The organism is Aquirufa novilacunae, assembly GCF_045310505.1.
GTDB lineage: Bacteria > Bacteroidota > Bacteroidia > Cytophagales > Spirosomataceae > Aquirufa > Aquirufa novilacunae.
This window is the reverse complement of record NZ_JBEWZG010000003.1, coordinates 290,677-316,149: the sequence shown is the minus strand read 5'-3', so window position 1 is coordinate 316,149 and position 25,473 is coordinate 290,677. Positions and strand designations below refer to the sequence as shown.

The 25,473-nt window shown below is 42.4% G+C and carries 27 protein-coding genes; 9 read left to right on the top strand and 18 right to left on the bottom strand.

Features of this window, described 5'->3' with window-relative positions; translation table 11 throughout:
• The first annotated feature begins 12 nt into the window (after positions 1-12).
• On the top strand, positions 13-585 hold the full coding sequence (gene lpcA / locus V7S74_RS09580; protein ID WP_406778538.1) for a D-sedoheptulose 7-phosphate isomerase: 573 nt from the start codon (positions 13-15) through the stop codon (positions 583-585).
• On the opposite strand, the gene ftsA is transcribed toward lpcA, so the two are convergent.
• The 17 genes from ftsA to V7S74_RS09495 form a co-directional block, all read right to left on the bottom strand.
• Complete coding sequence (gene ftsA / locus V7S74_RS09575) at positions 582-1,928, bottom strand: cell division protein FtsA (protein ID WP_406778537.1); 1,347 nt, start codon at positions 1,926-1,928, stop codon at positions 582-584. The two genes, lpcA and ftsA, sit on opposite strands and share 4 nt — an antisense overlap.
• A 45-nt stretch (positions 1,929-1,973) precedes the next feature.
• A complete protein-coding gene (locus V7S74_RS09570; RefSeq protein WP_406778536.1) occupies positions 1,974-2,747 on the bottom strand; it encodes a cell division protein FtsQ/DivIB in 774 nt (257 codons plus the stop codon).
• A gap of 14 nt (positions 2,748-2,761) precedes the next feature.
• The gene (murC, locus tag V7S74_RS09565; protein ID WP_406778535.1) at positions 2,762-4,138 is read right to left on the bottom strand and encodes a UDP-N-acetylmuramate--L-alanine ligase; all 1,377 of its coding nucleotides are present in this window, start codon (positions 4,136-4,138) and stop codon (positions 2,762-2,764) included.
• Positions 4,135-5,217 (bottom strand): undecaprenyldiphospho-muramoylpentapeptide beta-N-acetylglucosaminyltransferase, encoded by a 1,083-nt coding sequence (murG, locus tag V7S74_RS09560; protein WP_406778534.1) that lies wholly within the window; start codon positions 5,215-5,217, stop codon positions 4,135-4,137. The genes murC and murG overlap by 4 nt, the downstream gene beginning before the upstream one ends.
• The gene (locus V7S74_RS09555) at positions 5,217-6,389 is read right to left on the bottom strand and encodes an FtsW/RodA/SpoVE family cell cycle protein (RefSeq protein WP_406778533.1); all 1,173 of its coding nucleotides are present in this window, start codon (positions 6,387-6,389) and stop codon (positions 5,217-5,219) included. The genes murG and V7S74_RS09555 overlap by 1 nt, the downstream gene beginning before the upstream one ends.
• Positions 6,382-7,707, bottom strand: coding sequence for a UDP-N-acetylmuramoyl-L-alanine--D-glutamate ligase (murD, locus tag V7S74_RS09550; RefSeq protein WP_406778532.1), 1,326 nt, complete (start codon positions 7,705-7,707; stop codon positions 6,382-6,384). Before murD ends, V7S74_RS09555 begins: the two co-directional genes overlap by 8 nt.
• Before the next feature lie 152 nt (positions 7,708-7,859).
• The gene (gene tsf / locus V7S74_RS09545; RefSeq protein ID WP_406778531.1) at positions 7,860-8,693 is read right to left on the bottom strand and encodes a translation elongation factor Ts; all 834 of its coding nucleotides are present in this window, start codon (positions 8,691-8,693) and stop codon (positions 7,860-7,862) included.
• Between the two features lie 11 nt (positions 8,694-8,704).
• The gene (gene rpsB, locus V7S74_RS09540; protein WP_406778530.1) at positions 8,705-9,514 is read right to left on the bottom strand and encodes a 30S ribosomal protein S2; all 810 of its coding nucleotides are present in this window, start codon (positions 9,512-9,514) and stop codon (positions 8,705-8,707) included.
• A gap of 78 nt (positions 9,515-9,592) precedes the next feature.
• Positions 9,593-9,982 (bottom strand): 30S ribosomal protein S9, encoded by a 390-nt coding sequence (rpsI, locus tag V7S74_RS09535; protein ID WP_130895016.1) that lies wholly within the window; start codon positions 9,980-9,982, stop codon positions 9,593-9,595.
• A 14-nt stretch (positions 9,983-9,996) separates the two neighbouring features.
• Entirely contained in the window at positions 9,997-10,440 is a 444-nt protein-coding gene (gene rplM, locus V7S74_RS09530) for a 50S ribosomal protein L13 (RefSeq protein WP_406778529.1), read from the bottom strand.
• 223 nt (positions 10,441-10,663) lie between these two features.
• Positions 10,664-12,007: an acetyl-CoA carboxylase biotin carboxylase subunit gene (gene accC / locus V7S74_RS09525; RefSeq protein ID WP_406778528.1), complete on the bottom strand. Its 1,344-nt coding sequence runs from the start codon at positions 12,005-12,007 to the stop codon at positions 10,664-10,666.
• A 3-nt stretch (positions 12,008-12,010) separates the two neighbouring features.
• Positions 12,011-12,478 (bottom strand): acetyl-CoA carboxylase biotin carboxyl carrier protein, encoded by a 468-nt coding sequence (accB, locus tag V7S74_RS09520; protein WP_406778527.1) that lies wholly within the window; start codon positions 12,476-12,478, stop codon positions 12,011-12,013.
• A 35-nt stretch (positions 12,479-12,513) separates the two neighbouring features.
• Positions 12,514-13,077, bottom strand: a complete 564-nt coding sequence (gene efp / locus V7S74_RS09515) for an elongation factor P (RefSeq protein ID WP_406778526.1) — start codon at positions 13,075-13,077, stop codon at positions 12,514-12,516.
• 6 nt (positions 13,078-13,083) lie between these two features.
• The gene (locus tag V7S74_RS09510) at positions 13,084-14,085 is read right to left on the bottom strand and encodes a beta-ketoacyl-ACP synthase III (RefSeq protein ID WP_406778525.1); all 1,002 of its coding nucleotides are present in this window, start codon (positions 14,083-14,085) and stop codon (positions 13,084-13,086) included.
• Positions 14,086-14,090: 5 nt separating this feature from the next.
• Positions 14,091-15,035, bottom strand: a complete 945-nt coding sequence (gene plsX / locus V7S74_RS09505; RefSeq protein WP_406778524.1) for a phosphate acyltransferase PlsX — start codon at positions 15,033-15,035, stop codon at positions 14,091-14,093.
• 126 nt (positions 15,036-15,161) lie between these two features.
• Positions 15,162-15,353 carry a 50S ribosomal protein L32 gene (rpmF, locus tag V7S74_RS09500; RefSeq protein ID WP_406778523.1) on the bottom strand — a complete coding sequence of 64 codons (192 nt, stop codon included), beginning with the start codon at positions 15,351-15,353 and terminating at the stop codon, positions 15,162-15,164.
• 11 nt (positions 15,354-15,364) lie between these two features.
• On the bottom strand, positions 15,365-15,904 hold the full coding sequence (locus V7S74_RS09495; protein ID WP_406778522.1) for a YceD family protein: 540 nt from the start codon (positions 15,902-15,904) through the stop codon (positions 15,365-15,367).
• Positions 15,905-15,992: 88 nt separating this feature from the next.
• Between V7S74_RS09495 and V7S74_RS09490 the strand changes: the two genes are divergently transcribed.
• Together V7S74_RS09490 and V7S74_RS09485 are read left to right on the top strand one after the other, a co-directional pair.
• Positions 15,993-16,610 carry a phosphatase PAP2 family protein gene (locus tag V7S74_RS09490; RefSeq protein ID WP_406778521.1) on the top strand — a complete coding sequence of 206 codons (618 nt, stop codon included), beginning with the start codon at positions 15,993-15,995 and terminating at the stop codon, positions 16,608-16,610.
• Entirely contained in the window at positions 16,588-18,201 is a 1,614-nt protein-coding gene (locus tag V7S74_RS09485; protein ID WP_406778520.1) for an ArnT family glycosyltransferase, read from the top strand. The genes V7S74_RS09490 and V7S74_RS09485 overlap by 23 nt, the downstream gene beginning before the upstream one ends.
• Here V7S74_RS09485 and V7S74_RS09480 read toward each other — a convergent pair.
• Positions 18,198-18,608 carry a nucleoside-diphosphate kinase gene (locus tag V7S74_RS09480; protein WP_406778519.1) on the bottom strand — a complete coding sequence of 137 codons (411 nt, stop codon included), beginning with the start codon at positions 18,606-18,608 and terminating at the stop codon, positions 18,198-18,200. The genes V7S74_RS09485 and V7S74_RS09480 overlap by 4 nt on opposite strands.
• A 32-nt stretch (positions 18,609-18,640) precedes the next feature.
• Between V7S74_RS09480 and V7S74_RS09475 the strand changes: the two genes are divergently transcribed.
• The 6 genes from V7S74_RS09475 to V7S74_RS09450 are packed head-to-tail and all read left to right on the top strand — an operon-like array spanning position 18,641 to position 25,463.
• Positions 18,641-19,708: a DHH family phosphoesterase gene (locus V7S74_RS09475; protein ID WP_406778518.1), complete on the top strand. Its 1,068-nt coding sequence runs from the start codon at positions 18,641-18,643 to the stop codon at positions 19,706-19,708.
• 10 nt (positions 19,709-19,718) lie between these two features.
• The gene (locus V7S74_RS09470; protein ID WP_406778517.1) at positions 19,719-20,558 is read left to right on the top strand and encodes an FKBP-type peptidyl-prolyl cis-trans isomerase; all 840 of its coding nucleotides are present in this window, start codon (positions 19,719-19,721) and stop codon (positions 20,556-20,558) included.
• Positions 20,559-20,562: 4 nt separating this feature from the next.
• On the top strand, positions 20,563-21,408 hold the full coding sequence (locus V7S74_RS09465) for an FKBP-type peptidyl-prolyl cis-trans isomerase (RefSeq protein ID WP_406778516.1): 846 nt from the start codon (positions 20,563-20,565) through the stop codon (positions 21,406-21,408).
• Between the two features lies 1 nt (position 21,409).
• Positions 21,410-22,288: an FKBP-type peptidyl-prolyl cis-trans isomerase gene (locus V7S74_RS09460; protein ID WP_406778515.1), complete on the top strand. Its 879-nt coding sequence runs from the start codon at positions 21,410-21,412 to the stop codon at positions 22,286-22,288.
• Positions 22,288-22,887, top strand: a complete 600-nt coding sequence (gene rdgB, locus V7S74_RS09455) for an RdgB/HAM1 family non-canonical purine NTP pyrophosphatase (protein ID WP_406778514.1) — start codon at positions 22,288-22,290, stop codon at positions 22,885-22,887. Before V7S74_RS09460 ends, rdgB begins: the two co-directional genes overlap by 1 nt.
• A gap of 56 nt (positions 22,888-22,943) precedes the next feature.
• A complete protein-coding gene (locus V7S74_RS09450; protein WP_406778513.1) occupies positions 22,944-25,463 on the top strand; it encodes a DUF5686 and carboxypeptidase-like regulatory domain-containing protein in 2,520 nt (839 codons plus the stop codon).
• Positions 25,464-25,473 lie beyond the last annotated feature (10 nt).

Genomic DNA, 25,473 nt, shown 5'->3' with positions numbered 1-25,473 from the left:
TATCTTTGTCCTATGAATAAGCTCATTACCCAATCCCTTCAAGAATCACAGCAAGTATTAGCTGACTTTTTAGGCAATCCTGCGAAGATAGAAGCTATTGAAAAGGCGGCTGACGTATTAGTGGAAGCCTTGAAAAAGGGAAACAAGATTTTGTCTTGTGGGAACGGGGGCAGTCATTGTGATGCCATGCACTTTGCGGAGGAATTGTCAGGTCGTTACCGCGAGAATCGTCCAGCTTTAGCGGCAATGGCGATTTCAGATCCCTCACACATCTCCTGTGTGAGTAATGACTTTGGGTATAATTACATCTTTTCTCGTTTCATCGAGGGCTTAGGAAACAAAGGCGACGTGCTAGTGGGTATTTCTACCTCTGGGAATTCAGCGAATATCATCGAGGCAGTGAAAGCTGCGCAGTTAAAAGGAATGGAAGTTATTCTTTTAACAGGTAAAGATGGCGGTCAATTAGCAGGCTATGGTTGCCATGAAATAAGAGTGGACCACTTTGGTTACGCAGATCGCATTCAAGAAATCCACATCAAAGTGATCCACATTTTGATTCAGTTGATTGAATCTAAGTTGTTCTAATACGAGGCATCTCCGCCATCATCATCACCCATTACCACATCCACCATTTTGCGGAATAAATCGCCAATGCGAGGAGCTGGTTTCGAAGGTTTTGAATCGGTATAACCGGTTTCTTTCGCCATTTCTTTTACTGGTGCCGCAGCCATCGTAGATTCTTCCGCCTCTGCTGTTTCTTGCTGATCGTAATACACCTGAACTAATCCAATAACCGTTGCAAAAGAAGGGTCTTTAATTTCAGTTGCGATGGCTGGATTTGCCGAAGTGGCATTCGGATCACCGATGCGTGCATCAAGGCCGGTGTATTTTTGGAATAACTCATCAATATACGGCAATTGAGCTCCACCACCCGTTAGGACAAGACCCGCTTTCAATTGTTTGATGTCTGTCTGCTTCGAAATCTCCGCCACGATAATTGCGGCTAATTCCTTCAAACGCTCTTCAATGATGATCGCTAAATTCTTTACAGAAACTGGAGTAGCCTTGCGGCCTGCGATCCCCGGAATCATAACCACCTCACTAACTGGGATATCTTTTTGAATCGCTGATCCAAAACGTACCTTCAATGTCTCGGCATGGTCACGCGAAATCTCTAATCCAGATTGAATATCTTCCGTTACTAAATCACCACCCCAATTTAATACGGTAGCATGCTTTAAACGGTCGTTTTGGAAGATACTGATTTCTGTCGTTCCACTTCCTAGGTCGACAAGAACCACACCTTCCTGCTTCTCTTCTTTATTCAAAACAGAGCTAGCGGTCGCTAAAGAACTGAAATAGACATTTCCTTTCTTTAAGTGTTTCGTCTCCGCAGATTTCAAACATTGGGTTAATAACTCATTCTTGCTTGGATTCGCTGAAATGAAAACGAAATCGGCTTGAATCTTTTGGCCTATTTGACCGATAGGATCTAAGGTGTCAGGTAAATTTCCCACTTTAAAACCGATCGGTAAAGTATGTAAAACGCAAGGGTTTTTGTCTGCAAACGTACGTTTTGCTTCTTCAAAAAGGCTCATCACCTCGTTGTTTGAAACGGGTTCTCTTTCGTTCTTGCGTATTTTAGAAAGGCTAAACGGTTGCACTTTAATATGCGAACCAGATAGGTTAGAGGCGAAAAAGTGCTCTGAATTTTTCCCGTCTAACACGTGGGAAATTTGATTCATTGCCTCTGAAATCGCTGCCGTCGTCTTGTTAATATTGACAATCTCTCCGTTTAAAACGTTATTCGTATTAACGGACGAACCTGTCGCTAAAATTTCTAATCTGCCTCGGTCATTCTGCTTGCCTGCAATCGCTCTCACATGTGAGCTACCAATATCTAAACCGATAATTAAGTCGTTACGCATTATATGTTGTTTGTAGAACGGTTATTAAATTAAAACATTTGGCTATTATTCGCAAATAAGCTGATTCTTATATTTCAGCTGCACCCAGCTGTATTTATTCCAGCCTTTATTCGGTATTACTTTTTGATAGAATATGAATAATTTCTTGAATTTGTTTTCAATATTGATTGGTAGGCCAAAGTCAATCCGGGTCGTCCCTATCGTCGGAATTAACACGATTCCTCCGTCTTTCGCGACGATGATTTGGGAGATTTGGGCTTTCCAAAACTCATTATTTTCAATAAACTGAAAGAACGGAATCAAGGTCTTCCCTCTTTTATCCTGCAAATCTCTTTTGCCATCGAAATAAGGTCCTCCCGTTACGATAATCCGAGGAGTGAACAATGGACTCGTTCCGATGAATTTGCCATCCTCTGAAATGTATTGATCTGGAAAAGGGGACGTGCCGATCGTCGATCGTACAATACGCGCAATAGGCTTGTATTCCTTTACTGAAACCGAGATAACACCGCTGAAATCATGGTGAGCCTCACAAGATTTTACCAATGGAATGCGCTTAATACGCTCCTCAATTTGACGAAGTGAAATCTGGGTGATGGGTTTGTCTAGGAAATAATCTGTTCCCTGCTCAGAAACCATCAATTTGATGTCCTTCTTGCTTAAAAGGGCCTTCTCGTTCTCAGAGTCTAAGGTGATTTCCACCCCTTTGCATACCACCTCATTAAAGCTAATCTCGGCAAAAATGACCGCAGCAAGGACGAGGGCGAATAGAATCACCATCCCGATTACTTGCTTAATTAACGTCGTGTTTGCCTTCATTTTAAAAAATTACACTAAGATAAGCTCAATTTTAAATCATTCAAAAGAAGATCGATATCTCCAGCCCCCATCGTCACTAATAAGGCTGGTTTTTTCTCCTCAATTACGTTAAGCAGGTCTGCTTTTGAGATCACCTGCTTGTTCTCCAGATCGATTTTGCTCAATAACCAATCGGAAGTAACTCCCTCCATCGGAAGTTCGCGAGCCGGATAAATATCCAATAAATATAATTCGTCCGCAATCGCTAAGCTTTTTGCGAAGTCATCGATAAAATCTCTGGTTCTAGAAAATAAATGCGGTTGAAAAACGGCGGTAATTTTCTCGCCCGGATAGAGCGCTCTCACTGAGTTTAAGCAAGCGGCGATTTCCGTCGGATGGTGTGCATAATCATCGATCATGACATGATCGTCTGATTCTACATGGTATTCAAAGCGACGTTTTACTCCTAGGAAAGTAGAGATACCCACCTTGATTTCTTCCCCTGTCACCCCCACCTGCATCGCTAAGGCAGCCGCAGCTAAGGCATTTTCAATGTTGTGAAAGCCTGGAATACGCATCGGGATATCCTTCACCTCACCACCTAGGTATTTCATATCAAAAATCATTCGGTGGTCTTCAATGCGGATGTTGTGCGCTTGGAAATCTCCTTTGTCAATACCAAAAGTAGCATCGCCTATTTCAGAATGCAGGGTTAAGCCCTTTTTCTGGATAAAGAATCCATCTGCTTTGATTTGGTTGACGAATAATTGAAAACTTTCTAACACCGAATCTCCATCCCCATAAATGTCCAAGTGGTCTGCGTCTGTGGAAGTGACTACCGCAGCTTGCGGGTGAAGTGTTAAGAAGGAACGATCGTATTCATCGGCCTCGACCACGCAGACGATATTTTCTTTCGACTGATTTGGGATAAAATTCGTGCCATAATTCACCGTGATGCCGCCTAGGAAGGCCGTCACGTTTTTACCCGCACTAATCAATAAATGGGTTAATAGAGACGAGGTTGTTGTTTTTCCATGCGTTCCTGCCACGGCTAGGGTAGGAATTTGTTGGGTAATCCAACCTAGGATTTCAGATCGTTTGTATAGTCGAATGCCTTTGCCTACCAGGTGATTCATTTCTACATGATCCTTCGGAATGGCAGGTGTGTAAATAAATAAGCTGTGTTCAACGTCTTCTAGGCAGGCTTTCGGGATTAAATCAATGGAATCTTCATAGTGAATCTCCATTCCTTCTTCGGCTAATTTTTTTGTTAGCGGGCTCTCTGTCTTGTCGTATCCGGCCACGGGAAACCCGTTATGCAGAAACCAACGAGCGATGGCAGACATTCCGATTCCCCCAATTCCTAAGAAATAGACTTGTTTTAAATCACTAAGGCTTAACTCTTTTTTCATGCGTGTAGAATGGATTGGGCTATTTCGTGTGCTGCGTTTGGCTTGGCTAAACGAAGACTGTTTTTTTCTAGGGTACTTACATCCGATTGTATGGCTTTCAGGGCCTCCGAAATCAGTTGTTCTTTCACTTCTGTATCGCGAACGAGGATGGCGGCGTTTTGGGAAACGAGGCTCTTCGCATTTTCAGTTTGGTGATCCTCTGCCGCGCTAGGTAAAGGCACTAAAATACTGGCTTTGCCTAATAGGCATATTTCCGAAACGGAAGAGGCGCCAGCTCGGGAGATAACTAGATCTGCCATCGCGTAGGCTAAGTCCATTTCGTAGATGAAAGCGGAAACATAAGCGCTTGAAATCCCTTCAGCTGCCTTTTTTGCCGTCGATTCGAAGGCAATACCGGTCTGCCAAATCACCTGAACACCTGCCTCCCGTAAACGATCTAATCCGGCCAATATTCCCTGATTGATGGTTCTGGCCCCTTGGCTTCCACCAATAATTAAAATCGTTTTAACGGCTGGATCTAAGTGAAAGTGAGCCGCAGCCTGTTCTCTTTTTCCAACCGATTCTAGTAAATCCTTTCGTACCGGATTCCCACTTAAGGTAATTTTCTGTGCAGGAAAGAATCTCTCCATACCAGGGTAGGCCACGAAAATGTGCTCCGCCTTACTAGCTAGGGCTTTATTGGTAATTCCGGCAAAAGAATTTTGTTCTTGTATAAAATAGGGGATACCTAAAAAACGAGCAGCTAACAGAAGTGGCCCTGAAGCATATCCTCCCACTCCCACGGCCACATCGGGTTTAAAATCTTTCAAGATTTTGGCAGATAAAAATAGACTTTTAGCCAGCTTGAAAGGGAAGAAAATATTCTTCCAAACTTGAGTTCTTTGGATTCCCACGATGGGTAAGCCAATGATTTTGAAACCGGCTTTCGGTACTTTTTCCATCTCCATCTTTCCCTCTGCACCTACAAATAAAAATTCAAGGCTGGGATCGATTTCCTTCATGGCATTCGCAATAGAAATAGCAGGGTAAATGTGACCACCTGTTCCTCCTCCAGAAATAATGACACGTTTAATCGACATTAGGCTACAGAAGGTTGTGCAGGTTCAGGATCTTTATCTTTACTCACGGCTAAAATCAGACCTATACTAATGGCGGTAAAAATCAGGGAAGTACCTCCGGCAGATATCATCGGCATCGGTTGTCCCGTTACCGGACCCGCATCGACTGCTACGAGCATGTTAATGAAGGCCTGGAAGACAATCGAGAAAGTTAAGCCGGCAGATAGTAATCCCCCAAAAGGCTTGTTACTATACTGAATGGCCTTCGCCCCTCGGTACATAAAGATCAGGAACAGCAACGGAATGGCTAGTCCACCTACGATGCCATATTCTTCGATAATAATGGCGTAAACGAAATCGGATTCTGCTTGAGAAAGAATGTAGCGTTGTTGACTTTTTCCGGGACCTTTCGGGTGAATCGCTCCAGTGGCAATGGCATACAGACTTCGGGTGATTTGGTAATCCTCGTTCTTCGCTTTGTTTACTTTCGTTTCATTCTTGCCAATACGCTGGATGTAGTTTTCGATACGGGTTTTTACGGTTTGGGCTCTTTGACCAATTCCTAAACCTACAACACTCACCCCTAATAGGGCGACTACAATAATAATAAGATAGATTTTACTCGCTGGAACTCGCCCAAAAAACATCAGAATGATACTCGTCAAGAAAATCAGAATACTCGTCGAAAAGTTCGAGAGCATGATCAAGAAACAGGAGATGCCTATTTTAAACAAAATTCTGAAAAAGGAAACCCAAGTATACGCTTCAGGATCCGCCTGTTTTGAGGAAAAATCCTTTGCTAGGCTCGTAATAAGGCATAATTTCACCATATCAGAGGGCATAAATGAGATAGGTCCTAGATTCACCCAGCGATTCGCACCCCCTTTAGTTGCCCCAAAAACATAGGCCACCATCACTAATCCCCAAGACAAAAACAGCGCTAAATCACTAAACTTCGCCACTCGGCTATAATTCGATTTCGAGAAATAGGACATCAAATAAAAGGAGATTCCTAGGATTACTAAGGTCTTAATGAAACTCGAAAGTGGCTCGAAAGGGCCATCCATTGTCAACTTCGCTTTCGCGGAGAACTGAATCAATAAACCAAACGCGTTCAAAATAAACACGATCAACCAAATCTTATAATCCCCTTTCAGGTGCTCTTGAAAAAAGGCTCTGATTTTACTATCCATGGATTAAGCGTTTAACGGTGTTTTTAAATTGATCTCCTCGATCCTCGTAGTTCTTAAATAAATCAAAACTTGCACAGGCAGGGGAAAGTAAAACCACATCTCCATTTGTGGCCCATTCTTTTGCCTTAATCACCGCATCCTCTAACGAATCAGTGGCAAAAAGCTGAGGAACGATGGATCCGAAATGATGCTTCAATTTTTCGTTATCCGTGCCTAGGCAAATTAATCCTTTCACCTTTTCTTTCACTAATGAGTCTAAGACTTCGTATTCATTGCCTTTATCCACACCCCCCATGATTAAAATCAAGGGTTGCTGATAGCTATTAAGAGCATAAAATACGGCATCTACATTCGTTGCCTTGGAATCATTGATAAACTCCACTCCATTCCATTTGCCACAGGACTCTAATCGGTGCGGAGCATTTTCAAAAAAGGGAAGAGACGCTAAAATTTGGGCATAAGAAACACCAGCCTCATGTGCCGCTAACATAGCCACAGACATGTTGATGGCATTATGCGGTCCTTTTAATGGCGCATCCGCTAAAAGTAGCTCAGTCCCATCAAACTGAATCTTATCTGATGTAATGTAGGCATCAGCTGGCCCATTGAAACTAACTCGTTTCATGGCAGCGGAAGAAGGTATTTGGTTGAGATTAGCTGTAATGACTTCATCATCTGTCCAAAAAATGCAAGGCGTATGAGCGTCCGCGTTTTGGAAGATTCTAAACTTCGAAGCGATGTAATTCTCAAATTTATATTCGTAGCGATCTAAATGATCGGGTGTGATATTCAATAAAACAGCCACATCTGGCTTGAATTCAAAGCAGCGGTCTAGCTGGAAGCTGGAAATCTCCAAAACGTAGATATCGTGCTGGTCTTCCATCACCTGCTTCGCAAAACTTTGGCCTATATTTCCGGCTAAGCCTACCTTTAATCCAGCTGATTTCAAGAAATGGTAGGTTAACAGGGTAGTGGTCGTTTTTCCATTCGATCCGGTGATGGCCACTAATTTCGCTTTTGTATAGCGCGCGGCAAATTCAATTTCAGAAACAAGCGAAATACCTTTTGCCTTGATGGCCTTAACGATATCGGTTTTCTCTGGAATTCCAGGGCTGATGATGATTTCTTGTGAGCCTAAAATGCGGTCCATGGCATGACCTCCAGTCTCGAATTCAATCTGATTTTCGCGTAGCGTTTCTTGATAGGTCGGCTTCAGTATTCCTGCATCTGACAAAAACACCTCAAATCCCTTTGATTTAGCTAATAAGGCGGCTCCTACGCCACTTTCTCCTCCACCTAAGATGCTGATTAATGCCATTCGCGCGTTGAAATTTTCGGAAATTGAATTCAACTACAAGTTAGAAAATGTCCCGCATTCTATCAACTCAAAATGAGCATCTGGCTAGAATTTTAACGACAAAAAAAAGACCCACCGTTTCGGGTGGGTCTTTCTACTAAATTCGAGTTGAATTAAACCAAAGCAATACGCTTGAACGATGAAATCGTTAAGCCTTTTTGCGTTTGCTCTAATAATTGACGAATCGTGATCGATGAGTCTTTTACGAATTGTTGGTTCAATAAAGTAGATTCTTTGTAGAACTTCTCTAATTTACCTACCGCAATTTTCTCTAACATCGCCTCAGGCTTACCTTCTTGACGTGCTTGATCTTTTCCGATTTCGATTTCTCTTTCGATTGTCTCAGCATCTACGCCATCCTTGTCTAAAGCGACAGGCTTCATAGCTGTGATTTGCATCGCGATATCTTTACCTACTTCAGATACATCAGCTCCTTGAACGTTATCGAATGCTACTAGAACACCGATTTTGTTGTTAGAGTGAATGTAAGAAACCACTTTTTCAGCTGATACGTTTTCGTAAGCTGCTAAGGTGATTTTCTCTCCAATTTTACCAGTAAGCTCGATAATGTGACCTTCTACTGAACGTCCATCTGCTAATGGCTCAGCTAATAAATCATGCGCTGAAGGAGCGTGAGACGCTGCTGCTTTGTCAATGATTGATTTTGCTAAGTTATTGAAGTCAGCTACTTTAGAAACTGGTTCAGTTTCACAAGCTAAAGCAATTAATTTACCGTTTGAGTGATCCGCATTAAGTGCTACTAAAACAACACCTTCATTTGTTTCATTATCCGCGCGTTTTGCTGCCACTTTTTGACCTGCTTTACGAAGGATATCTACTGCTGCTTCGAAGTCACCATTGGCTTCAGTCAAAGCTTTCTTGCAATCCATCATTCCCGCGCCAGTCATTTGGCGTAACTTATTAACGTCTGCTGCTGTAATTGACATGTTATGAATATTTATTCTTGTTCTGCTTCTTTTTCGTATTTAGCTGCTACCTTAGCTGCCTCTTGTGAATCGTCGTCTGCTGCTTTTTTAGCTTCCACTTCTTCCGCCTCACGAGCATCATCCTTATCTTGCTTTCTTTCAGCTAAACCTTCTTCGATCGCTTTAGAAATAGCGGTGATGATGATAGAGATAGACTTATAAGCATCATCATTCGCTGGGATTGGGTAGTCAACTAAGTCTGGGTTAGAGTTTGTATCACACATAGCGAAAACTGGGATACCTAATTTCTTAGCCTCAGAAACCGCGATGTGCTCACGCTTAACGTCTACTACGAATAAAGCCGCAGGAAGACGAGTTAAGTCAGTGATACCACCTAACACACGCTTTAATTTTTCTTCTTCACGAGTTAACATTAAACGCTCACGCTTAGCGATTGTCTTAACGATAACTTCGTCTTTTAACATTTTATCAATGCTAGACATCTTCTTGATAGACTTACGTACAGTCGCGAAGTTTGTCAACATACCACCTAACCAACGGTCAGTTACGTACGGCATTTTTAATTTATCTGCTTCTGTAGTCACAATTTCTTGTGCTTGCTTTTTTGTTGCAACGAACATTACCTTACGGCCTGAACGTACAATCGCGCGAAGAGCTGCTGAAGCTTCTTCTAAAGAAGAGATAGTTTTATTTAGATCAATGATGTGGATACCATTTTTCTCCATAAAGATGTATGGAGCCATTTTAGGATCCCACTTACGAGTCAAGTGACCGAAGTGAACGCCTGCGTCAAGCAAGTCGTTGTAGCTTAATTGTGCCATTTTGGTTGTTTAAATGTGTGAATAATAAAAATGTGGAAAAGGCATCGGCAACAGACAAGCCTTTTCCACGAACAAATCTTAACGCTTCGAGAACTGGAATCTCTTACGAGCTTTCGCACGTCCTGGTTTCTTACGCTCCACCATACGTGGGTCACGAGTTAAGAAGCCTTCTTTTTTCAAAGGAGAACGTAATTCTGCATCTTGCGTTTGAAGTGCACGTGAAATCGCCATACGAAGCGCTTCAGCTTGTCCTTTGATACCACCGCCATCTACGTTAGCTGTTACATCAAATGAACCTACTGTGTTCGTTAAAGCGAAAGGTTGATTAACAACAATCTGAAGAATTTCAGATGGGAAGTAATCAGCTAATACACGGCCGTTGATTTTAATCTGGCCTTTACCTGGTGTCATAGAAATACGAGCTACTGCCGTCTTTCTTCTACCGATTTTACTTGTTATTTCTGCCATTTTCTTAGTGTCCGTTAAAACTTAATTTCTTTTGGTTGTTGAGCTGCGTGTGGATGTTCAGATCCTGCATAAACGAATAGGTTGTTGAATAATTCACGACCTAAACGATTTTTAGGTAACATACCTTTCACCGCTGATTCTACAACACCTCTTGGGTTCTTAATTAAAACCTCACGTGGAGTTGCGAAACGTTGACCACCTGGGTAACCCGTGTGACGGATATACACCTTGTCTGTCATTTTCTTACCAGTTAAGCGAATTTTGTCCGCGTTGATAACGATAACTTGATCGCCACAATCAACGTGTGGAGTGTAAGAAGGCTTGTGCTTTCCACGAATAATTTTCGCAATTTCAGAACAAACACGTCCCAAAACTTGATTTTCAGCATCTACAACAAACCAAGCTTTCTGTACAGTAGCTTTGTTTGCGGAGATGGTTTTGTAACTTAAAGTATCCACTTGTTTATAATTTAACTGTTTGAATCGTTTCCACCTAGACCACGGAATTTGTCTAAAGGAATTGATTATGACCTATTTTATCTTTCAAACGGGCATTCAATCGAAAAATGGGAGTGCAAATTTATAAAATCTTGATTTGATATGCAAGTGCTTAATTGAAAATGTTTTAGAACAAAAAAAGGAGACCAGCTGGCCTCCTTTTTCTATCCCTAAAACAGGAAAATTATAAGTCACTCAAATCGAAACTTTCCATGAAAGCCGTTGTGAATTGACCCGACTTAAAGGTAGGATCATCCATTAACTTAATGTGGAATGGAATCGTTGTTTTGATACCTTCGATCACGAACTCTTGTAAGGCACGCTTCATGCGAAGTAAAACCTCTTCGCGGCTTTGGCCTGAAACGATTACTTTCGCAATCATCGAATCGTAATTCGGTGGAATCGTGTAGCCAGAATAGACGTGAGAGTCAATACGAACCCCGTGGCCGCCTGGAAGGTGAAGATTTGTGATCTTACCTGGAGATGGACGGAAACCGTTCGCAGGATCTTCCGCGTTAATACGGCATTCTAAAGCGAATAATTTAGGGAAGTAGTTTTGGCCTGAGATAGGAATCCCTGCTGCCACTTTGATTTGCTCCTTAATGAGGTCAAAATCAGTTACTTCTTCCGTGATCGGGTGCTCTACTTGGATACGGGTATTCATCTCCATAAAGTAGAAATCCCCGTTTTTATCTACTAAAAACTCGATTGTACCCGCGCCTTCGTAACCGATGGCTGTAGCACCTGCGATCGCCGCTTCACCCATTTTCTTACGCAATTCTTCCGAAAGGGCAGGGGAAGGAGTTTCTTCACATAGTTTTTGGTGACGACGTTGGATCGAGCAATCGCGTTCTGATAAGTGACAAGCTTTGCCAAACTTATCGCCCACGATTTGGATCTCAATGTGACGAGGCTCTTCTACGAATTTCTCCATGTACATCGCATCGTTGCCAAAAGCCGCCGCTGATTCCATCTTCGCATCCTCCCATAATTTGTCGAATTCTGACTCCTCACGGATGATACGCATCCCACGTCCACCACCTCCAGCCGTAGCTTTGATGATCACTGGGTATTTAATGGCTTTCGCTAATTCTTTTGCTTCCTCTACGGTATCGATTAAGCCGTCTGAACCAGGAATAACGGGTACACCTGCACGCTTCATCGTCTCTTTCGCTGTCGCTTTGTCCCCCATCGAATTAATCATATCCGCCGAAGCCCCAATGAATTTAATCCCGTGTTCAGAACAAATACGCGAGAATTCTGCATTCTCAGAAAGGAAACCGTATCCTGGGTGAATCGCATCCGCACCAGTTACTTCTGCTGCCGAAATGATCGCCGGAATACTTAAATAAGATTGTCTGCTGGGCGGAGGTCCGATACAAACGGCCTCATCCGCAAAGCGAACATGTAAACTATCGCGATCGGCAGTAGAGAAAACGGCCACCGTTTTGATGCCCATCTCTTTACAAGTCCGAATAATACGCAAGGCAATTTCCCCGCGATTCGCTATTAATATCTTTTTAAACATAGATTACGCTTTTTCAACCAAGAATAACGGTTGATCAAATTCTACTGGACTAGCATTATCAACTAAGATTTTAACGATCTTTCCAGAGATTTCTGAATCGATTTCGTTAAATAATTTCATCGCTTCGATCACGCAAACTGTTTTGCCTGGTGCGATTTCCGTTCCAACCTCTACGAAGTTATCCTTGTCTGGACCTGGAGCACGGTAGAACGTACCGATCATCGGTGATTTAACCGTATATAAGTTGTCTGCTGCTGGTGCCGGAGCCGCTGCTGGTGCTGCTGGCGCCGCTGCTGCCGGAGCTGCTGCTACTGGAGCCGCCGCTGGTGCTGCAGAAACCACACTTACTACTGGAGCTGCTTCCCCGTGTTTCTTAACAGAAACTTTTAAGCCTTCTGTTTCGATGCTAACCTCTGCTAGTGGAGATTTCGCGATATAATCGAGTAATCGTTGAATTTCTTTAGTATCCATTCTTTTTGTTAATTAAGCGCTACAAAGGTAGCTAATTATTTTACACGCTCAGCGTATGAATAGGTTCTTGTATCTACTTTAATTACTTCATCTTGTTCGATGAAAATAGGTACTGTAATCGTTGCACCCGTTTCTACCGTCGCTGGTTTCTTAGGTGAGTTAGCCGTATCCCCACGAACACCTGGTTCCGTATACGTTACCTTCAATTCAACGAATGGTGGCAATTCGCAAGATAAAGCAGAATCATTTTCTGTATTGATCAAAATCTCTACTTCTTGTCCTTCTTTCATCAAATCAGCCATCACACATAGGTTATCGCCTAATAGGATTTGCTCGAATGATTCTTGGTCCATGAAGTTATAGCCAAACTCATCTTTATAAATGAACTGGTATTTTCTACGCTCCACACGAACAGGATAAATGTTTACGCCTGAGTTGAAGGTATTATCGATTACTTTACCCGAAGTTAAAGAACGCAATTTAGTCCGAACGAAAGCCGGTCCTTTTCCTGGTTTTACGTGAAGGAATTCAATGATCGAATATAAATCGTCATTGTATTTAATCACCATACCGTTTTTAATGTCTGCTGTAGTTGCCATTTCTTATTATTTTGGGTCGTATGCCCATTTAACGTAAGCTGATCCCCACGTGAAACCTCCACCGAAGGCCGCTAAGATCAAGTTATCTCCTTTTTTTAGTTTGTTTTCGTAATCCCAAAGACAAAGCGGAATCGTCGCCGCCGTCGTATTTCCATATTTTTGGATGTTCAACATTACTTTGTCATCACTCACACCCATGCGGTTTGCTGTCGCATCAATGATACGCTTGTTCGCTTGGTGAGGCACTAAGTAGGTAATGTCATCCCCCGTCAAGTGATTGCGCTCCATGATTTCTGCCGAAACATCCGCCATACGTGTCACCGCAAATTTAAATACCGATTGACCTTCTTGGCGAATGTAATGCCATTTTGCTTCCACCGATTCCACGGTAGGAGGGTAAGCGCTACCGCCCCCTTTTTGCATTAAGGACTCACATCCTTCGCCATCCGATTTCAAGATAAAGTCTTGCACACCTAGACCTTCGAAATTAGGCTCTAACATCACCGCCGCAGCGCCATCCCCAAAAAGAATGCACGTTGTACGATCCGTATAGTCCACAATCGAAGACATTTTATCAGCTCCCACCACCACGATTTTCTTGTAACGACCTGATTCGATGAAGGCAGTACCTGCACCTAAAGCGTTTAAGAAACCAGAACATGCTGCTGCTAAGTCAAAGGAAGCCGTTTCACGGATGCCTACTGTCTTGCAGATTAAGTTCGAAGCGGATGGGAAAAAGTAATCGGGAGTCACCGTCGCGCAGATTAACATATCTACTTCCTCCGGTTTTGTATTGGTTTTTTTCAAAAGATCCTCCACCGCTTTAGCTCCCATGAATGACGTTCCTAGGCCTTCACCTTTCAAAATACGTCTCTCCTTGATGCCGGTGCGGGTGGTGATCCACTCGTCGTTTGTGTCAATGATTTTTTCTAATTCTTGATTTGTCAGCACATAATCCGGTACATATCCTGCGACTCCGGTGATGGCTGCACTTATTTTTTGGCTCATAATGATTATTGGTTCTCGATGGCGGCCTTAATTTTTCCGCAAACATCTGATTCTACGACGGATCTACATAATTTGATCATGTTTTGTATTGCCAAAGGACTCGACGCCCCATGTGCAATAATCACATTCCCATTAATTCCGATGATCGGGCTACCGCCGTATTTTTCGTAATTCGTATTCTCGACAAAGTCATTCGTGATTCCTTGGTCCTTCATGATCTTGTAGATAGATTCCCCCATTTTCAAAATAATGTTTCCCGTAAATCCATCCGTTACAATCACGTCTGCTTTATTCTTAAAGAAGTCTTTACCTTCTAAGTTTCCAATGAAGTTGATCTTCTTGTTCTCTTTCAAAAGGGCATGGGTCGCTAGCGAAAGGATATTTCCTTTTTGCTCTTCCTCACCGATATTCATCAAACCAACGCGTGGAGATTTCTTTCCCGTAGTGGCTTCAAAATACACCGAACCTAATACCGCAAATTGATCTAACATCTCCGGCTTGCAATCTGCATTCGCGCCAATATCCAACATCAACGCGTAGGTGCCATCCTCTTGAGGAACGAAACCGGCGATTGCCGGGCGAGAAATACCTTCGATGGTTTTGACAGAAAATAAAGATCCGACCATCATAGCGCCGGTATTTCCTGCAGAAGCAAAGACGTCTGCTTTGCCTTCTTTTAAAAGATGAAACCCAACTCCGATGCTGGAATTGGGTTTTTGAGATAATGCCTTGGTCGGATGTTCTCCCATCTCAATTACTTGATCCGCGTGAATGATCGCAATTTGCTTGCCAGCATACCCGTGTTTCGATAATAATTGCTCGATGGTGTCCTTAGGACCTACGGCTACTATAGTGTCGTCGTTTGAAAGACTTGGTAACGATAAAAGTATTCCTTCAATTACAGCTTCCGGGGCATAATCCCCACCCATCACATCAACGGCTATTTTCATTTAATTATGTTTAATTACTAAAGCTTTTGGCAAAAATAGCATTAAATTTAGTCAAAAAATAGCATTTTAACGGGATTTTTTCAGTTTTCCTGAAAAAATAGAGTAAAGCTGCAGTCTACCAGGGAATTACTTAACCGTGAATCCTTCTACGATCATTTTTCCTTTGTAGAACAAGTTACCTTCATGTACGTGAGCACGGTGATAAAGGTGAGTTTCGCCTGTTTGTCCGTCTACTGCTAATTGCTTAGGAGTTCCGAAATCATGCGCTCTTCTAGTATCACGACGAGTAGTTGAGTGTCTTCTTTTAGGATGTGCCATTGTATTGTTATTTAATTATTGTCTGTTAATTTTTTTAATGCTGCCCATCTAGGATCCATTTCTGGCTCCTGATCGGCGTTTTTATCATCTTCTGGGTCTGTTGTATAAATCAACTCGCCATCTACATGCTCTTCAAGTGGTTTCACAAACCGAGGGTGCAATTTCTTCATAGGCACCTGCAAGGCAATGAAATCGAATAAATCTTGCGATAAATCTAATTTAGGCGACTTTCTGTCCAACAAGAACAAGTTGTCTCCCATGTCTTCATTGTGATCCGAATATTTATAAATAATCTTCTCATCTAGGTGAATAGGGAATTCAAATTCCTCATTCGACCGATCGCAAATTAATTTCAAATGGCCGTCGATTACCAGTCTAACCTGAATCATCGTTGCCGATTTATCTAACGTCGCGTTTGCGTTAAATTCGCCCTTTTGAACCCATTCCTGCTCGAAAGCAGCGAAAAATTCCTCGTTCCCGGTGAAGGAATACTGGTATACTTTATCCTCTAAAGAAAGTATCGGTATCTGGTATGCTTCTAGTACGTTCATTTTCACTCTTGGGTAAAAAAGAATGCGAAATTACGAAAATATTCGAAAACAGCAATAGTTGCGCTGAACAAATTCGTAATTTCGAAGCATGAAGCATTGGAGTCCGGCCCTAAAAGCTTTTTTGGGGATTTTTATTTTATTCGAAGTGGTGGGTTGGTTTTTTGTGGGCTCCACTGAGCGCCTGGATCAGCTGCTTTTGATCAATGGGGCCAACAATGCTTTTGCAGACATTCTTTTTCAAGGCTTGACAGCCATCGCAGAAGTTGTTTTGCCCGTTTTGTTTCTGATTTATCTATTCCGATTTCGGAAGGAATTTGCGCTTCCTTATGCTTATTCGTATGCTTTGTCTACCGGTTTGATTCAATTTTTGAAGCATTTTGTTTTTTCGGGTTCCTTACGGCCATTAGCTTATTTTGCTCATTCAGGCATAAAATGGCACATCGTTTCAGGATTAATGATTAGTGAATATAATTCGATGCCTTCTGGGCACACGGGTGCAGCCTTTTTTATGTTCTTTTGGGTGGCGGTGCTTTTAAAGCGTTTTCACTGGGGTTTTATCGCGGGAATTTTAGCCGTGGGAGTAGCCTATTCGAGAGTCTATTTATTTCAACATTTTCCAGTGGATACTTTGGTAGGAGCTTTTCTAGGAACTAGCTCCTCTTATCTTTTTTATTACATAAACTATGCTAAAAGCAGTTCAAAATAAACCATACCTTTTCTGGGCTTTCATCGGAGCGGCGGTATACATTCCGTTTTTAGGTTCGACGCATCTGTTCGATTGGGATGAGGTGAATTTTGCGGAATCGGCGCGGGAGATGATTGTGACGGGGGATTTTTTAAGCGTCCAAATCAATTTCCAACCCTTTTGGGAGAAACCTCCTTTGTTTTTGTGGTTGCAGGCCTTGAGTTTCATGGCCTTCGATTCGTTTTCGGGACAATCCGATATTTCGATGGAGTTTGCGGCACGTTTCCCGAACGCGGTTATTGGCATTTTGACGCTGTGGACCCTGTATGCGATTGGTAAAAAGCAATGGAGTGCGAATTTTGGTAATCTTTGGGCCTTCTCGTATTTAGTCGCGATCACACCTCATGTGTATGCGAGTTCAGGGATCATTGATCCCCTTTTTAATCTATTGATTTTTCTGGGCGTTTATTTCTTTTCGGAGTTCTTTCAAGATTCGACAAAATATAGAAATGTTATTTTTGCCGGAATCGCTATTGGTTTAGCCTTGTTGACAAAGGGGCCGGCGGCGCTTTTACTGTGGGCGTTGACTTTATTAGTTGTAGGAATCCTCTACCGCTCGAAAGTCACTGGACGGCTTTTCACGGGAGCGGTTATAGCAGGTTTCATCTCCGTTTTATTCTTCGTTGCTTGGTATGGTTTGATTGCCTACAAGTTCGGTTGGCAGATTATCGAAGACTTCTTTACCTACCAGGTGCGCTTGATAACGACGGGTGATGCGGGACATGGTCAGCCTTTTTATTACCATTTTGTTGTCTTGTTGATCGGCTGTTTTCCGGTGTCGATTTGGGCGGGGGCAAGATTGTTTAGGCTTAAAAAGGAAGAGCATGATTTCTCGAACTGGATGAAGGTCTTGTTTTGGGTGGTCTTGATTCTATTTAGTATCGTGAAGACGAAGATTGTGCATTATTCATCGATGTGCTGGATACCCTTGACCTATTTCTCAGCGGTGGTTTTGCAGGAATGGCAGTGCGGCGAATTTCGGTTTAATTGGAAATATGTAACGGCTATCGGTTTTGTGGGATTAATCTTAGCCACCGTTTTAACGGCGGTTCCGTTGATAGGCCAAAACGCGGGCATCATTGCTCCTTATATCAAAGACGTATTCGTTCAGGGAAATTTACAAGCTCCGGTGTATTGGGCTGGATGGGAATTTTTGATCGGAGTGGCTTTTGCCCTGGCCGTGATTTATTTCTTATTTACGAAGAAGTTGCACACCTTGTTTGCCGCTACGCTGATCACCATTATGGCTTATATGGCAATTGTGGTGCCTAAAATCGAGGGATATACGCAAGCGACGGTGATTGATTTCTATATCGCGAAAGTAGGCCAAAAAGTCTACATCGAACCGGTCGGATTCAAATCCTATGCCCAGCTCTTGTATTTTCAAAAGCCCGCAGGAAGTCCCGCGGGCGATGTATTGTTAGAGGCTAAAAAGCTGGATAGGCCTGCCTATTTTATCATGAAAGCGGATGCGGAGGACAAGTTCAAATACCATCCGAACTTGATTTTCCAAAAAGAAGAGAATGGATTCCTGTTCTACAAGCACCGTTAAACTCCTGGGAAGAAGAAAGCGCCTTCGATAGCCGCATTCTCATCTGAATCAGATCCGTGAATCGCGTTTGCTTCTAAAGATTTAGCAAACTGCTTTCTAATTGTACCTTCTGCTGCTTCAGCTGGATTCGTGGAACCGATGAATGTACGGAAATCAGCGACCGCATTTTCTTTTTCCAAAATCATCGGAATAATCTCGCTCTTCGACATGTAGTCGCACAAACTTTGGAAGAAAGGACGCTCGCTGTGTACTGCGTAAAACTGACCTGCCATTTCTGGGCTCATTTTTAGTTTAGTGATGGCGATGATTTTATATCCGGCTTTTTCAATTTGTTGAATGATGGGACCTGTGTGACCGTCTGCGACTGCATCCGGCTTAATCATAGTGAAAGTTCTATTTGTTGACATGGGCATAATTTTAAACAAATTTATCTCTAACTTTGCGTTCGCCCAAATTTATTTACGGCACCTCCCTTTTTATGACCTCCATCTCAGCGCTAAAATCACTCCTTATTCCCGGTACGAAAGTCGTCATTACCGCTCATTATAATCCGGATTCGGATGCGATCGGTTCGACGCTTGCTTTTCAAAGGTATTTATCGAAAAAGGGGATTCATGCCACCGTGGCAGTTCCTTCTGCAGTAGCGGGGAATTTGAAATGGATGCTCGGTGCGGAGGATATTTTAGCCTATGATGAGCTCGTTCACAAGTTGCAAATCGATGCCCTAGTGGAGGAAGCTGATTTTATTTTCTGTTTGGACTTTTCAGGCATCCAGCGTTTGCACAATATGGCGCCGCTGGTGCGCAAGTCGAGGGCAAAAAAGGTGGTAATTGATCACCATTTAGATCCGGAGGACTTTGGTGATTATTATTACCACCGTACCATTGCAGCTTCTACCTGTGAATTAATCTACGATTTAATTCTAGAATGGGGAGATCAGGATTTGTTAGATGCGTCGATCGGTGCCTGTCTTTATTCTGGGATTATGACCGATACCGGTTCTTTTCGCCATCCGAATACGACAGCCCATGTGCACACGGTCGTAGCGGCTTTGATTGATTTGGGTGTAAATACAAATGAGGTGCATCGCAAAGTATTTGATTCTTCGAGTATCGATCGCTTGAAGTTTATCGGTCATGTGTTAGGCCAAAGAATGGAATACCTACCCGAATACCATTTAGCTTTTATGTGGATCACCGCGGAGGATTTAACAAAATTTAATTCTCAAGCTGGAGACACGGAAGGTATCGTCAATTATGGTTTGCAAATTACGGGATGTGTCTGGTCTATCTTGATGATAGAGCGTCCAGATGGCGTGAAGCTATCTTTTAGATCCATTGAGCCTTTTGCAGTCAACACATTCGCAGCCACTTATTTCGAAGGTGGTGGGCATAAAAATGCGTCTGGTGGACGTTTTTCTGGGGGAAGTTTAGTGGAGGCGAAGAAAAAACTAATGGAAGTGTTACCTTTGTATCTTTCTGAAATAAATCGAGTTAAAAATTTATAAAATAAAAATCATGCGTAAACAACTAGCAGTAATTTTAGTAGCGGCAATGGCACTAGCATCGTGTAACAATGTCGAAGTAGTAGACGGAGTTAAAATCCAAAAACACGAACATGATGATAGCGCCGCTAAATTAAAAGAAGGTGACATCATTACGTTTGATTTAGTGATCAAAAATGACGCGGATTCTACGATCAAGGATTCTCGCAAAGAAGGTAAGCCATTACAAGATTTAGTACCTCCAGCTGCGCCTGCAGGCTCATTTAAAGGTTCTTTTGAGAACGGTTTACGTTTATTATCTGTAGGAGATAGTGCAACGATCTTCGTTCCAGTAGACAGCTTATTTAAAGATGCGAACCAAGCAATTCCTCCATTCTTGAAGCGTGGTACAGATGTTCGTTTCATCGTAAAAATCAAGAAATCTCAATCTCGTTCAGAATTCGAAAAAGAGATGACGAAATTATCTGCAGAACAAACGGGTAAAGACGCAAAATTAATCGAGGCATACGTGGCGAACTCAGGTAAGAAGTTTACAAAAACTTCAACGGGTCTTTATGCCTCTATTTCGAACCCAGGTGCTGGTGAAGGGCCACAAATGGGCGAGTCTTGGGAAGTAAACTACATCGGAACTTTCCTAGATGGAAAAGAATTCGATAAAGGTGCTGGTGTTGCTTTGCCTCCAGTAGGTCAATTAGTTCCAGGCTTCAACGAAGCATTAATGTTATTGAAAAAAGGAGGTAAAGGTACTTTTGTGATCCCATCAGCGTTAGGTTATGGTGCACAAGGAGCTGCTCCTCGTATCCCTGCAAATGCTATTTTAGTATTTGAATTAGAAGTATTGTCTAAGAAATAATTGAATGAAAGTTTTCGGATTCCTATTTATTGCCTTTTTTACGTTTTCATGCCTGTCTGATATCGCTTTAGAGGACGATGTGAAAGCGAAAGAAAATGAAACACAGATTTTAGCCTACTTTGCTAGTCAAAATCAAAGTCCATCTGGCTTAACAGATGGGAGCTATTATTTCGTGACTAAATCGAATCCATCGGGAGAATTAGCGACGAAAGGCGATTCGCTGTATGTACACTATGAGTTTTCTAATTTGGCAACAGGTAAGGTGCTTGATAGTACAAACCGAGCGACTAATTCTCCTTATTTTTTACGTTATGGTTTTGGAAACCCGGTGTTTGTTACCTTGATGACCGCCTTGCGGGAAGGGGAGCAGGCTACTATGGTTATCCCAGGTACCGCTCAAGCGTTTCCTGATTTGCCAGCCTATACGCCTATGAAAGTGAAGATTAAGTCGTATGTGGTCCGCACGCAAGACGATATGATTCGCGAATTTATTACGCGGAATGGCTATACGGTAACAGAATCCCAAGCCGATGGACTTCGTTACATTCGTTTGAAAGCCGGTACAGGAGATATCCCTGCACAAGGTAAAGTTGTTAAAATTAAATACACAGGCCGTTTTTTAAGTTCCAAAGCCTTTGATGGCAACATGGCTCGCACAGATAGTTTAAGTGTTACAGTCGGTGGAACGCAAACCGTTCCTGGCTTTCAAATGGGCATCGAAAAAATGCGTTTAGGAGAGAAGGCTGTCATTGTATTCCCATCAGCTTTAGGTTATGGAGTTAATGGTAACTCCAGTATTCCAGGTTATACACCCTTAAGTTTCGAGATTTACGTTGCAAAAATTGAGTAGTATGTTGAAGTATGTGGTTTTATTTTTCGCTTTGGCGATCGGTATCACAAGTTGTTCTGTAGATAATCCTGTCGAGCAGGAGGTAGCAAAGAATGATACAGATATTCAAAATTACCTAAAGCAACGGAACTTATCTTACACGAAAACGGCAGATGGAATGTATTATTCTATCACTCCTTCTGGCGCTACGACTGCTCCTGCAGCCACTGATTTAGTGACTTTGCACTACAAGCTAAGTCTGTTAGATGGAACTTTCGTGGATTCTACCTCTCGATCAGCTAGTCAATCGAAATCTATTATTTTCGGGGTATCCCAAAGCATGTTTACTTTGCCTGTTTCGTTGATGAAAGCTGGGGACAAGGGTACCTTTTTATTGCCCTCTTCTTTAGCTTTTGGTGGAAATACGTTCGGTAATGTTCCGGCTTATTCGGTTATCAAAGCAGAGGTTGAAGTGCTTTCGATTAAAAACCAGACAGAACAAATAACTGCCATGCAAAGTACGTATGGATTTACGGCTCCGGAGAAAACCTCCTCAGGTTTAGTTTTCCAAAAAACGCTAGAGAATCCAACGGGTGCTGCGGTTGTTAATGGACAATTGGTGAAGCTTAACTACCTAGGTCGTCTAGGCTATGGTTATATCCAAACAGATGCAACCAACAAGGTGATTTATGATTCTAAATTCGGTTCTGGTACCTTGACCTTCACGGCAGGCGCTGGTCAATTAATCCCTGGTTTCGAGGAGACGGTGCTGAAAATGAAAGTGGGTGAGAAAGCGAAAGCAATTTTGCCTTATACCATCGCTTATGGTACCGCAGGTAATTCCACCATTCCGGGTTATTCGCCATTGTACTTCGAAATCGAGGTAGTTTCAGCTCAATAATGCATCCAGTTATTTATTTAGCGACCCAAAATAAGCACAAAGTGGAGGAGCTTAGCTCTTTACTTCAAGATCACTTTACGGTTCGTGATTTAAGTACACTTAACCTCACCGAGGAGATTCCGGAGACGGGATCCACCTTAGCAGAAAACTCCCTACAAAAAGCGCAATATATCGCCGAAAAATTTCAGGTCACTTGCTTAGCAGATGACTCTGGATTGGAAGTTGATAGCTTAGGCGGTGCTCCCGGTGTGTATTCAGCTCGTTACGCGGGAGAGCCCAAAAACGATCAAGCAAATCTGGAATTGCTGTTGCAAAATCTACAAGGAAAGGATACAAGAAAAGCTCGTTTTGTGACCGTATTAACCTACCATCATCAAGGAGTCTACCATCAATTTGAAGGAGAAATAAGGGGAGAAATTGTGGAGGCCCCGAGAGGTAATCAAGGTTTTGGATATGATCCTGTTTTTCAGCCTGAAAAGGAAAACAGAACCTTCGCTGAAATGACCTTGTCAGAAAAGAATCAAATCGCCCACCGGGCGCGTGCGTTGGAGAAATTCAAAATCTTCTTAGACGAAATACAGAAATGTGCCGACGAATAGCATAAAATTCGTTTAGCTTGCTATTTTTGTAACGTTTGCACAATAAAAACCCTTAGATGAAATTCAAATTCAGCATTTTGCTGGCTTTATTCTTGTCGTTCGCTGTATTACCGGTTTTTGGTCAATATGTGATCAAAGGTCGCATTACTGATGCGAAAAACGGGGATCCTATTCCTTTTGCCTCTGTGGGATTCGTGGGTGTGAGTCAAGGTACGACGACTAATTTTCAAGGGGAATTTACCTTAAACTCTAAGTATACTGCCGATAGTCTATTCGCTTCTTTTGTCGGTTATAAGAAACGTGTAAAGAAAATTTCCAGAGCCGCTAAGTGGCAAGAGGTTGATTTTCAATTAGAGCCCACGGGTCGCGAAATGGCCGAAGTAAAAGTTTATTCAGGCGAAAATCCGGCTTTTAAAATACTTCGTGGAGTCGTTAAAAATAGAGAAAAGAACGATCGTTCGAAATTAACCGCCTACGAATATGATTCCTACGCTAAGATGGAATTAGATGTGGACAATATCTCGGAGAAATTCAAGGAGAGAAAGGTGATGAAGGATATCGCTCAGGCGATTAAGAAGTTTGAGAAAATAGCAGGGGAGGATGGTAAATTAATCATACCTACTTACATATCAGAATCGGTCGGTAAGTTCTATTATTTAGAAAGCCCTCAGCGCAAGAAAGAGGCAATTTATAAGACGAATATTAAAGGGGTAGGTGTAAAAGATGGATCCTTAATTTCTCAGTTAGTGGGTGGAAATTTAGTGGCTAACTATAATTTCTACCAAAACTATGTCGGCTTTTTCGGTAAGGATTTTGTCAGTCCGATCGGGGAAAATTGGAAAGGGAATTATAGCTACTTTCTCGGGGATACCGTGAATGTGGATGGCCACGTGTGCTACCAGCTGGATTTTGACCCTAAAAATCCGATGGATTTAGTCTTCAGAGGCCAAATGTGGGTAGATACCACGTCCTTTGCCTTAGTTCAAATTGATGCTTCAGTAGACAAGGGAGCGAATTTGAATTTTATTGATAAGATTAAGATCTCACAAGAATTAGAACAAACGAGTTCTGGGGCCTGGTTGCCAGCGCGCACCCGTTTCCTGATTGACTTGGAAGAAATTACGAAAGGTAGTGCGGGGATGTTGTTGAAGATGTACATTTCAAATAAGGATTTTGTGGTGAATAAACCTCACGAGCTGGGATTCTATGATTTAGTGACCGAAGTGGCAGAGAATGCGATGCAGCCTAATCCGGAGTTTTGGAAAAATGCGCGACACGAGCCACTAAGCACGCAAGATCTGATGGCGTCTGCGTTAATTGATTCCGTCCAAAACCTTCCCGTAGTTCGCACTTACGTCGAGATTGCAGAGATTATTTTGAGTGGTTACAAGAAGTTTAATGACATTGAAGTCGGTCCTTATGTTTCTAGTTTTGCCATCAATAAAATTGAAGGAGCTCGCTTTAGACTAGGCTTTAGAACCAATGCGAATTTCGATAAGCATTGGATTTTGCGCGGGAATGTGGGATTCGGGACAAAAGATTTAATTCCCAAATATGCCGTAGAAGTAAACTATCTTTTCTCTAAAAAGAAGTGGACCGTTGCTGGGTTGAAACATTCCTATGATATCGAGCGGGTAGGTTTAACGCCTGAGCTTATTGGGGATAATAAGTTGTTTTATTCCTTCACCCGTTGGGGAGCGTTTTCTGGTGCATTTTTCAGACGAGAATCTGAAGCATTTTTCTCCTCAGAAATCACAAAAGGTCTTCGGGTTACGACCTCTCTGAATACCCGGTCCTTTGATCCTTTATTCCGTTTTCAGTTTCGTTTGAACCCGGAATTAGGCCGCGCATCTGCCGTACAAGACTATTACCAGGAAACGTTTGCGACGGTGGAGTTGCGTTTTGCGAAAAACGAGACGTTCATCATGAATGGAAATGAGCGGATTACTTTGGCAACGAAGCGTATTCCAGTGGTTACATTTAAATACCAGCATGGCTTCAAAGGATTTTTAGGAGGTGATTTCAACTACGATCGCTTCACCTTGAAAGCGTATCAAACCTTTCGTGTAGGATCCTTAGGTCGCTCCGATTACACCTTTACAGCGGGTTATACTCCTTCGAATTTACCAGCTCCTTTGTTGTTTCCTCATTTAGGAAACGAAACTTTCTTTTTCGTACGCTCTGCGTATTCCACGATGAGCTATTTTGAATTTGTGAGTGATCGCTATGCCTCTATTCAATACAATCATAACTTCGATGGATTGCTCTTTAATCGCATCCCACTTATCAAGAAATTGAAGTGGAGATTAATTGCCTCAGGTAATATTTTGATGGGAAGTCAACGGGCAGCGAATCAGGAGATTATGCGGGATGTAAATAGCCCATTGCGCTCTAAATTCCTAGATCAATATGCCTTTGATTCCTTAGATCCGAATAAGCCTTTTGCTGAGGTAGGTTATGGTATTGACAATATTTTCAAGATTTTACGTGTTCAGGCCTTTCATCGTTTGACCTATTTAGATCACGGTAATCCCCAAAAATTCAGGCTAATGGCCTCCGTTAATTTCTCTTTTTAGAACATTATAA

What these genes read in the sequence shown, in the direction of transcription:
- accC (WP_406778528.1), bottom strand. Translation starts at nt 12,007, where the DNA reads ATGTTTAAAAAGATATTAATAGCGAATCGCGGGGAAATTGCCTTGCGT.
- lpcA (WP_406778538.1), top strand. Translation starts at nt 13, where the DNA reads ATGAATAAGCTCATTACCCAATCCCTTCAAGAATCACAGCAAGTATTA.
- rpsI (WP_130895016.1), bottom strand. Translation starts at nt 9,982, where the DNA reads ATGGCAGAAATAACAAGTAAAATCGGTAGAAGAAAGACGGCAGTAGCT.
- plsX (WP_406778524.1), bottom strand. Translation starts at nt 15,035, where the DNA reads ATGAAAATAGCCGTTGATGTGATGGGTGGGGATTATGCCCCGGAAGCT.
- murG (WP_406778534.1), bottom strand. Translation starts at nt 5,217, where the DNA reads ATGTCGATTAAACGTGTCATTATTTCTGGAGGAGGAACAGGTGGTCAC.
- V7S74_RS09460 (WP_406778515.1), top strand. Translation starts at nt 21,410, where the DNA reads ATGTTGAAGTATGTGGTTTTATTTTTCGCTTTGGCGATCGGTATCACA.
- V7S74_RS09450 (WP_406778513.1), top strand. Translation starts at nt 22,944, where the DNA reads ATGAAATTCAAATTCAGCATTTTGCTGGCTTTATTCTTGTCGTTCGCT.
- rpmF (WP_406778523.1), bottom strand. Translation starts at nt 15,353, where the DNA reads ATGGCACATCCTAAAAGAAGACACTCAACTACTCGTCGTGATACTAGA.
- tsf (WP_406778531.1), bottom strand. Translation starts at nt 8,693, where the DNA reads ATGTCAATTACAGCAGCAGACGTTAATAAGTTACGCCAAATGACTGGC.
- ftsA (WP_406778537.1), bottom strand. Translation starts at nt 1,928, where the DNA reads ATGCGTAACGACTTAATTATCGGTTTAGATATTGGTAGCTCACATGTG.
- rdgB (WP_406778514.1), top strand. Translation starts at nt 22,288, where the DNA reads ATGCATCCAGTTATTTATTTAGCGACCCAAAATAAGCACAAAGTGGAG.
- rpsB (WP_406778530.1), bottom strand. Translation starts at nt 9,514, where the DNA reads ATGGCACAATTAAGCTACAACGACTTGCTTGACGCAGGCGTTCACTTC.
- V7S74_RS09570 (WP_406778536.1), bottom strand. Translation starts at nt 2,747, where the DNA reads ATGAAGGCAAACACGACGTTAATTAAGCAAGTAATCGGGATGGTGATT.
- V7S74_RS09470 (WP_406778517.1), top strand. Translation starts at nt 19,719, where the DNA reads ATGCGTAAACAACTAGCAGTAATTTTAGTAGCGGCAATGGCACTAGCA.
- murD (WP_406778532.1), bottom strand. Translation starts at nt 7,707, where the DNA reads ATGGCATTAATCAGCATCTTAGGTGGAGGAGAAAGTGGCGTAGGAGCC.
- V7S74_RS09555 (WP_406778533.1), bottom strand. Translation starts at nt 6,389, where the DNA reads ATGGATAGTAAAATCAGAGCCTTTTTTCAAGAGCACCTGAAAGGGGAT.
- V7S74_RS09490 (WP_406778521.1), top strand. Translation starts at nt 15,993, where the DNA reads ATGAAGCATTGGAGTCCGGCCCTAAAAGCTTTTTTGGGGATTTTTATT.
- V7S74_RS09510 (WP_406778525.1), bottom strand. Translation starts at nt 14,085, where the DNA reads ATGAGCCAAAAAATAAGTGCAGCCATCACCGGAGTCGCAGGATATGTA.
- efp (WP_406778526.1), bottom strand. Translation starts at nt 13,077, where the DNA reads ATGGCAACTACAGCAGACATTAAAAACGGTATGGTGATTAAATACAAT.
- V7S74_RS09480 (WP_406778519.1), bottom strand. Translation starts at nt 18,608, where the DNA reads ATGTCAACAAATAGAACTTTCACTATGATTAAGCCGGATGCAGTCGCA.
- accB (WP_406778527.1), bottom strand. Translation starts at nt 12,478, where the DNA reads ATGGATACTAAAGAAATTCAACGATTACTCGATTATATCGCGAAATCT.
- V7S74_RS09465 (WP_406778516.1), top strand. Translation starts at nt 20,563, where the DNA reads ATGAAAGTTTTCGGATTCCTATTTATTGCCTTTTTTACGTTTTCATGC.
- V7S74_RS09485 (WP_406778520.1), top strand. Translation starts at nt 16,588, where the DNA reads ATGCTAAAAGCAGTTCAAAATAAACCATACCTTTTCTGGGCTTTCATC.
- murC (WP_406778535.1), bottom strand. Translation starts at nt 4,138, where the DNA reads ATGAAAAAAGAGTTAAGCCTTAGTGATTTAAAACAAGTCTATTTCTTA.
- V7S74_RS09495 (WP_406778522.1), bottom strand. Translation starts at nt 15,904, where the DNA reads ATGAACGTACTAGAAGCATACCAGATACCGATACTTTCTTTAGAGGAT.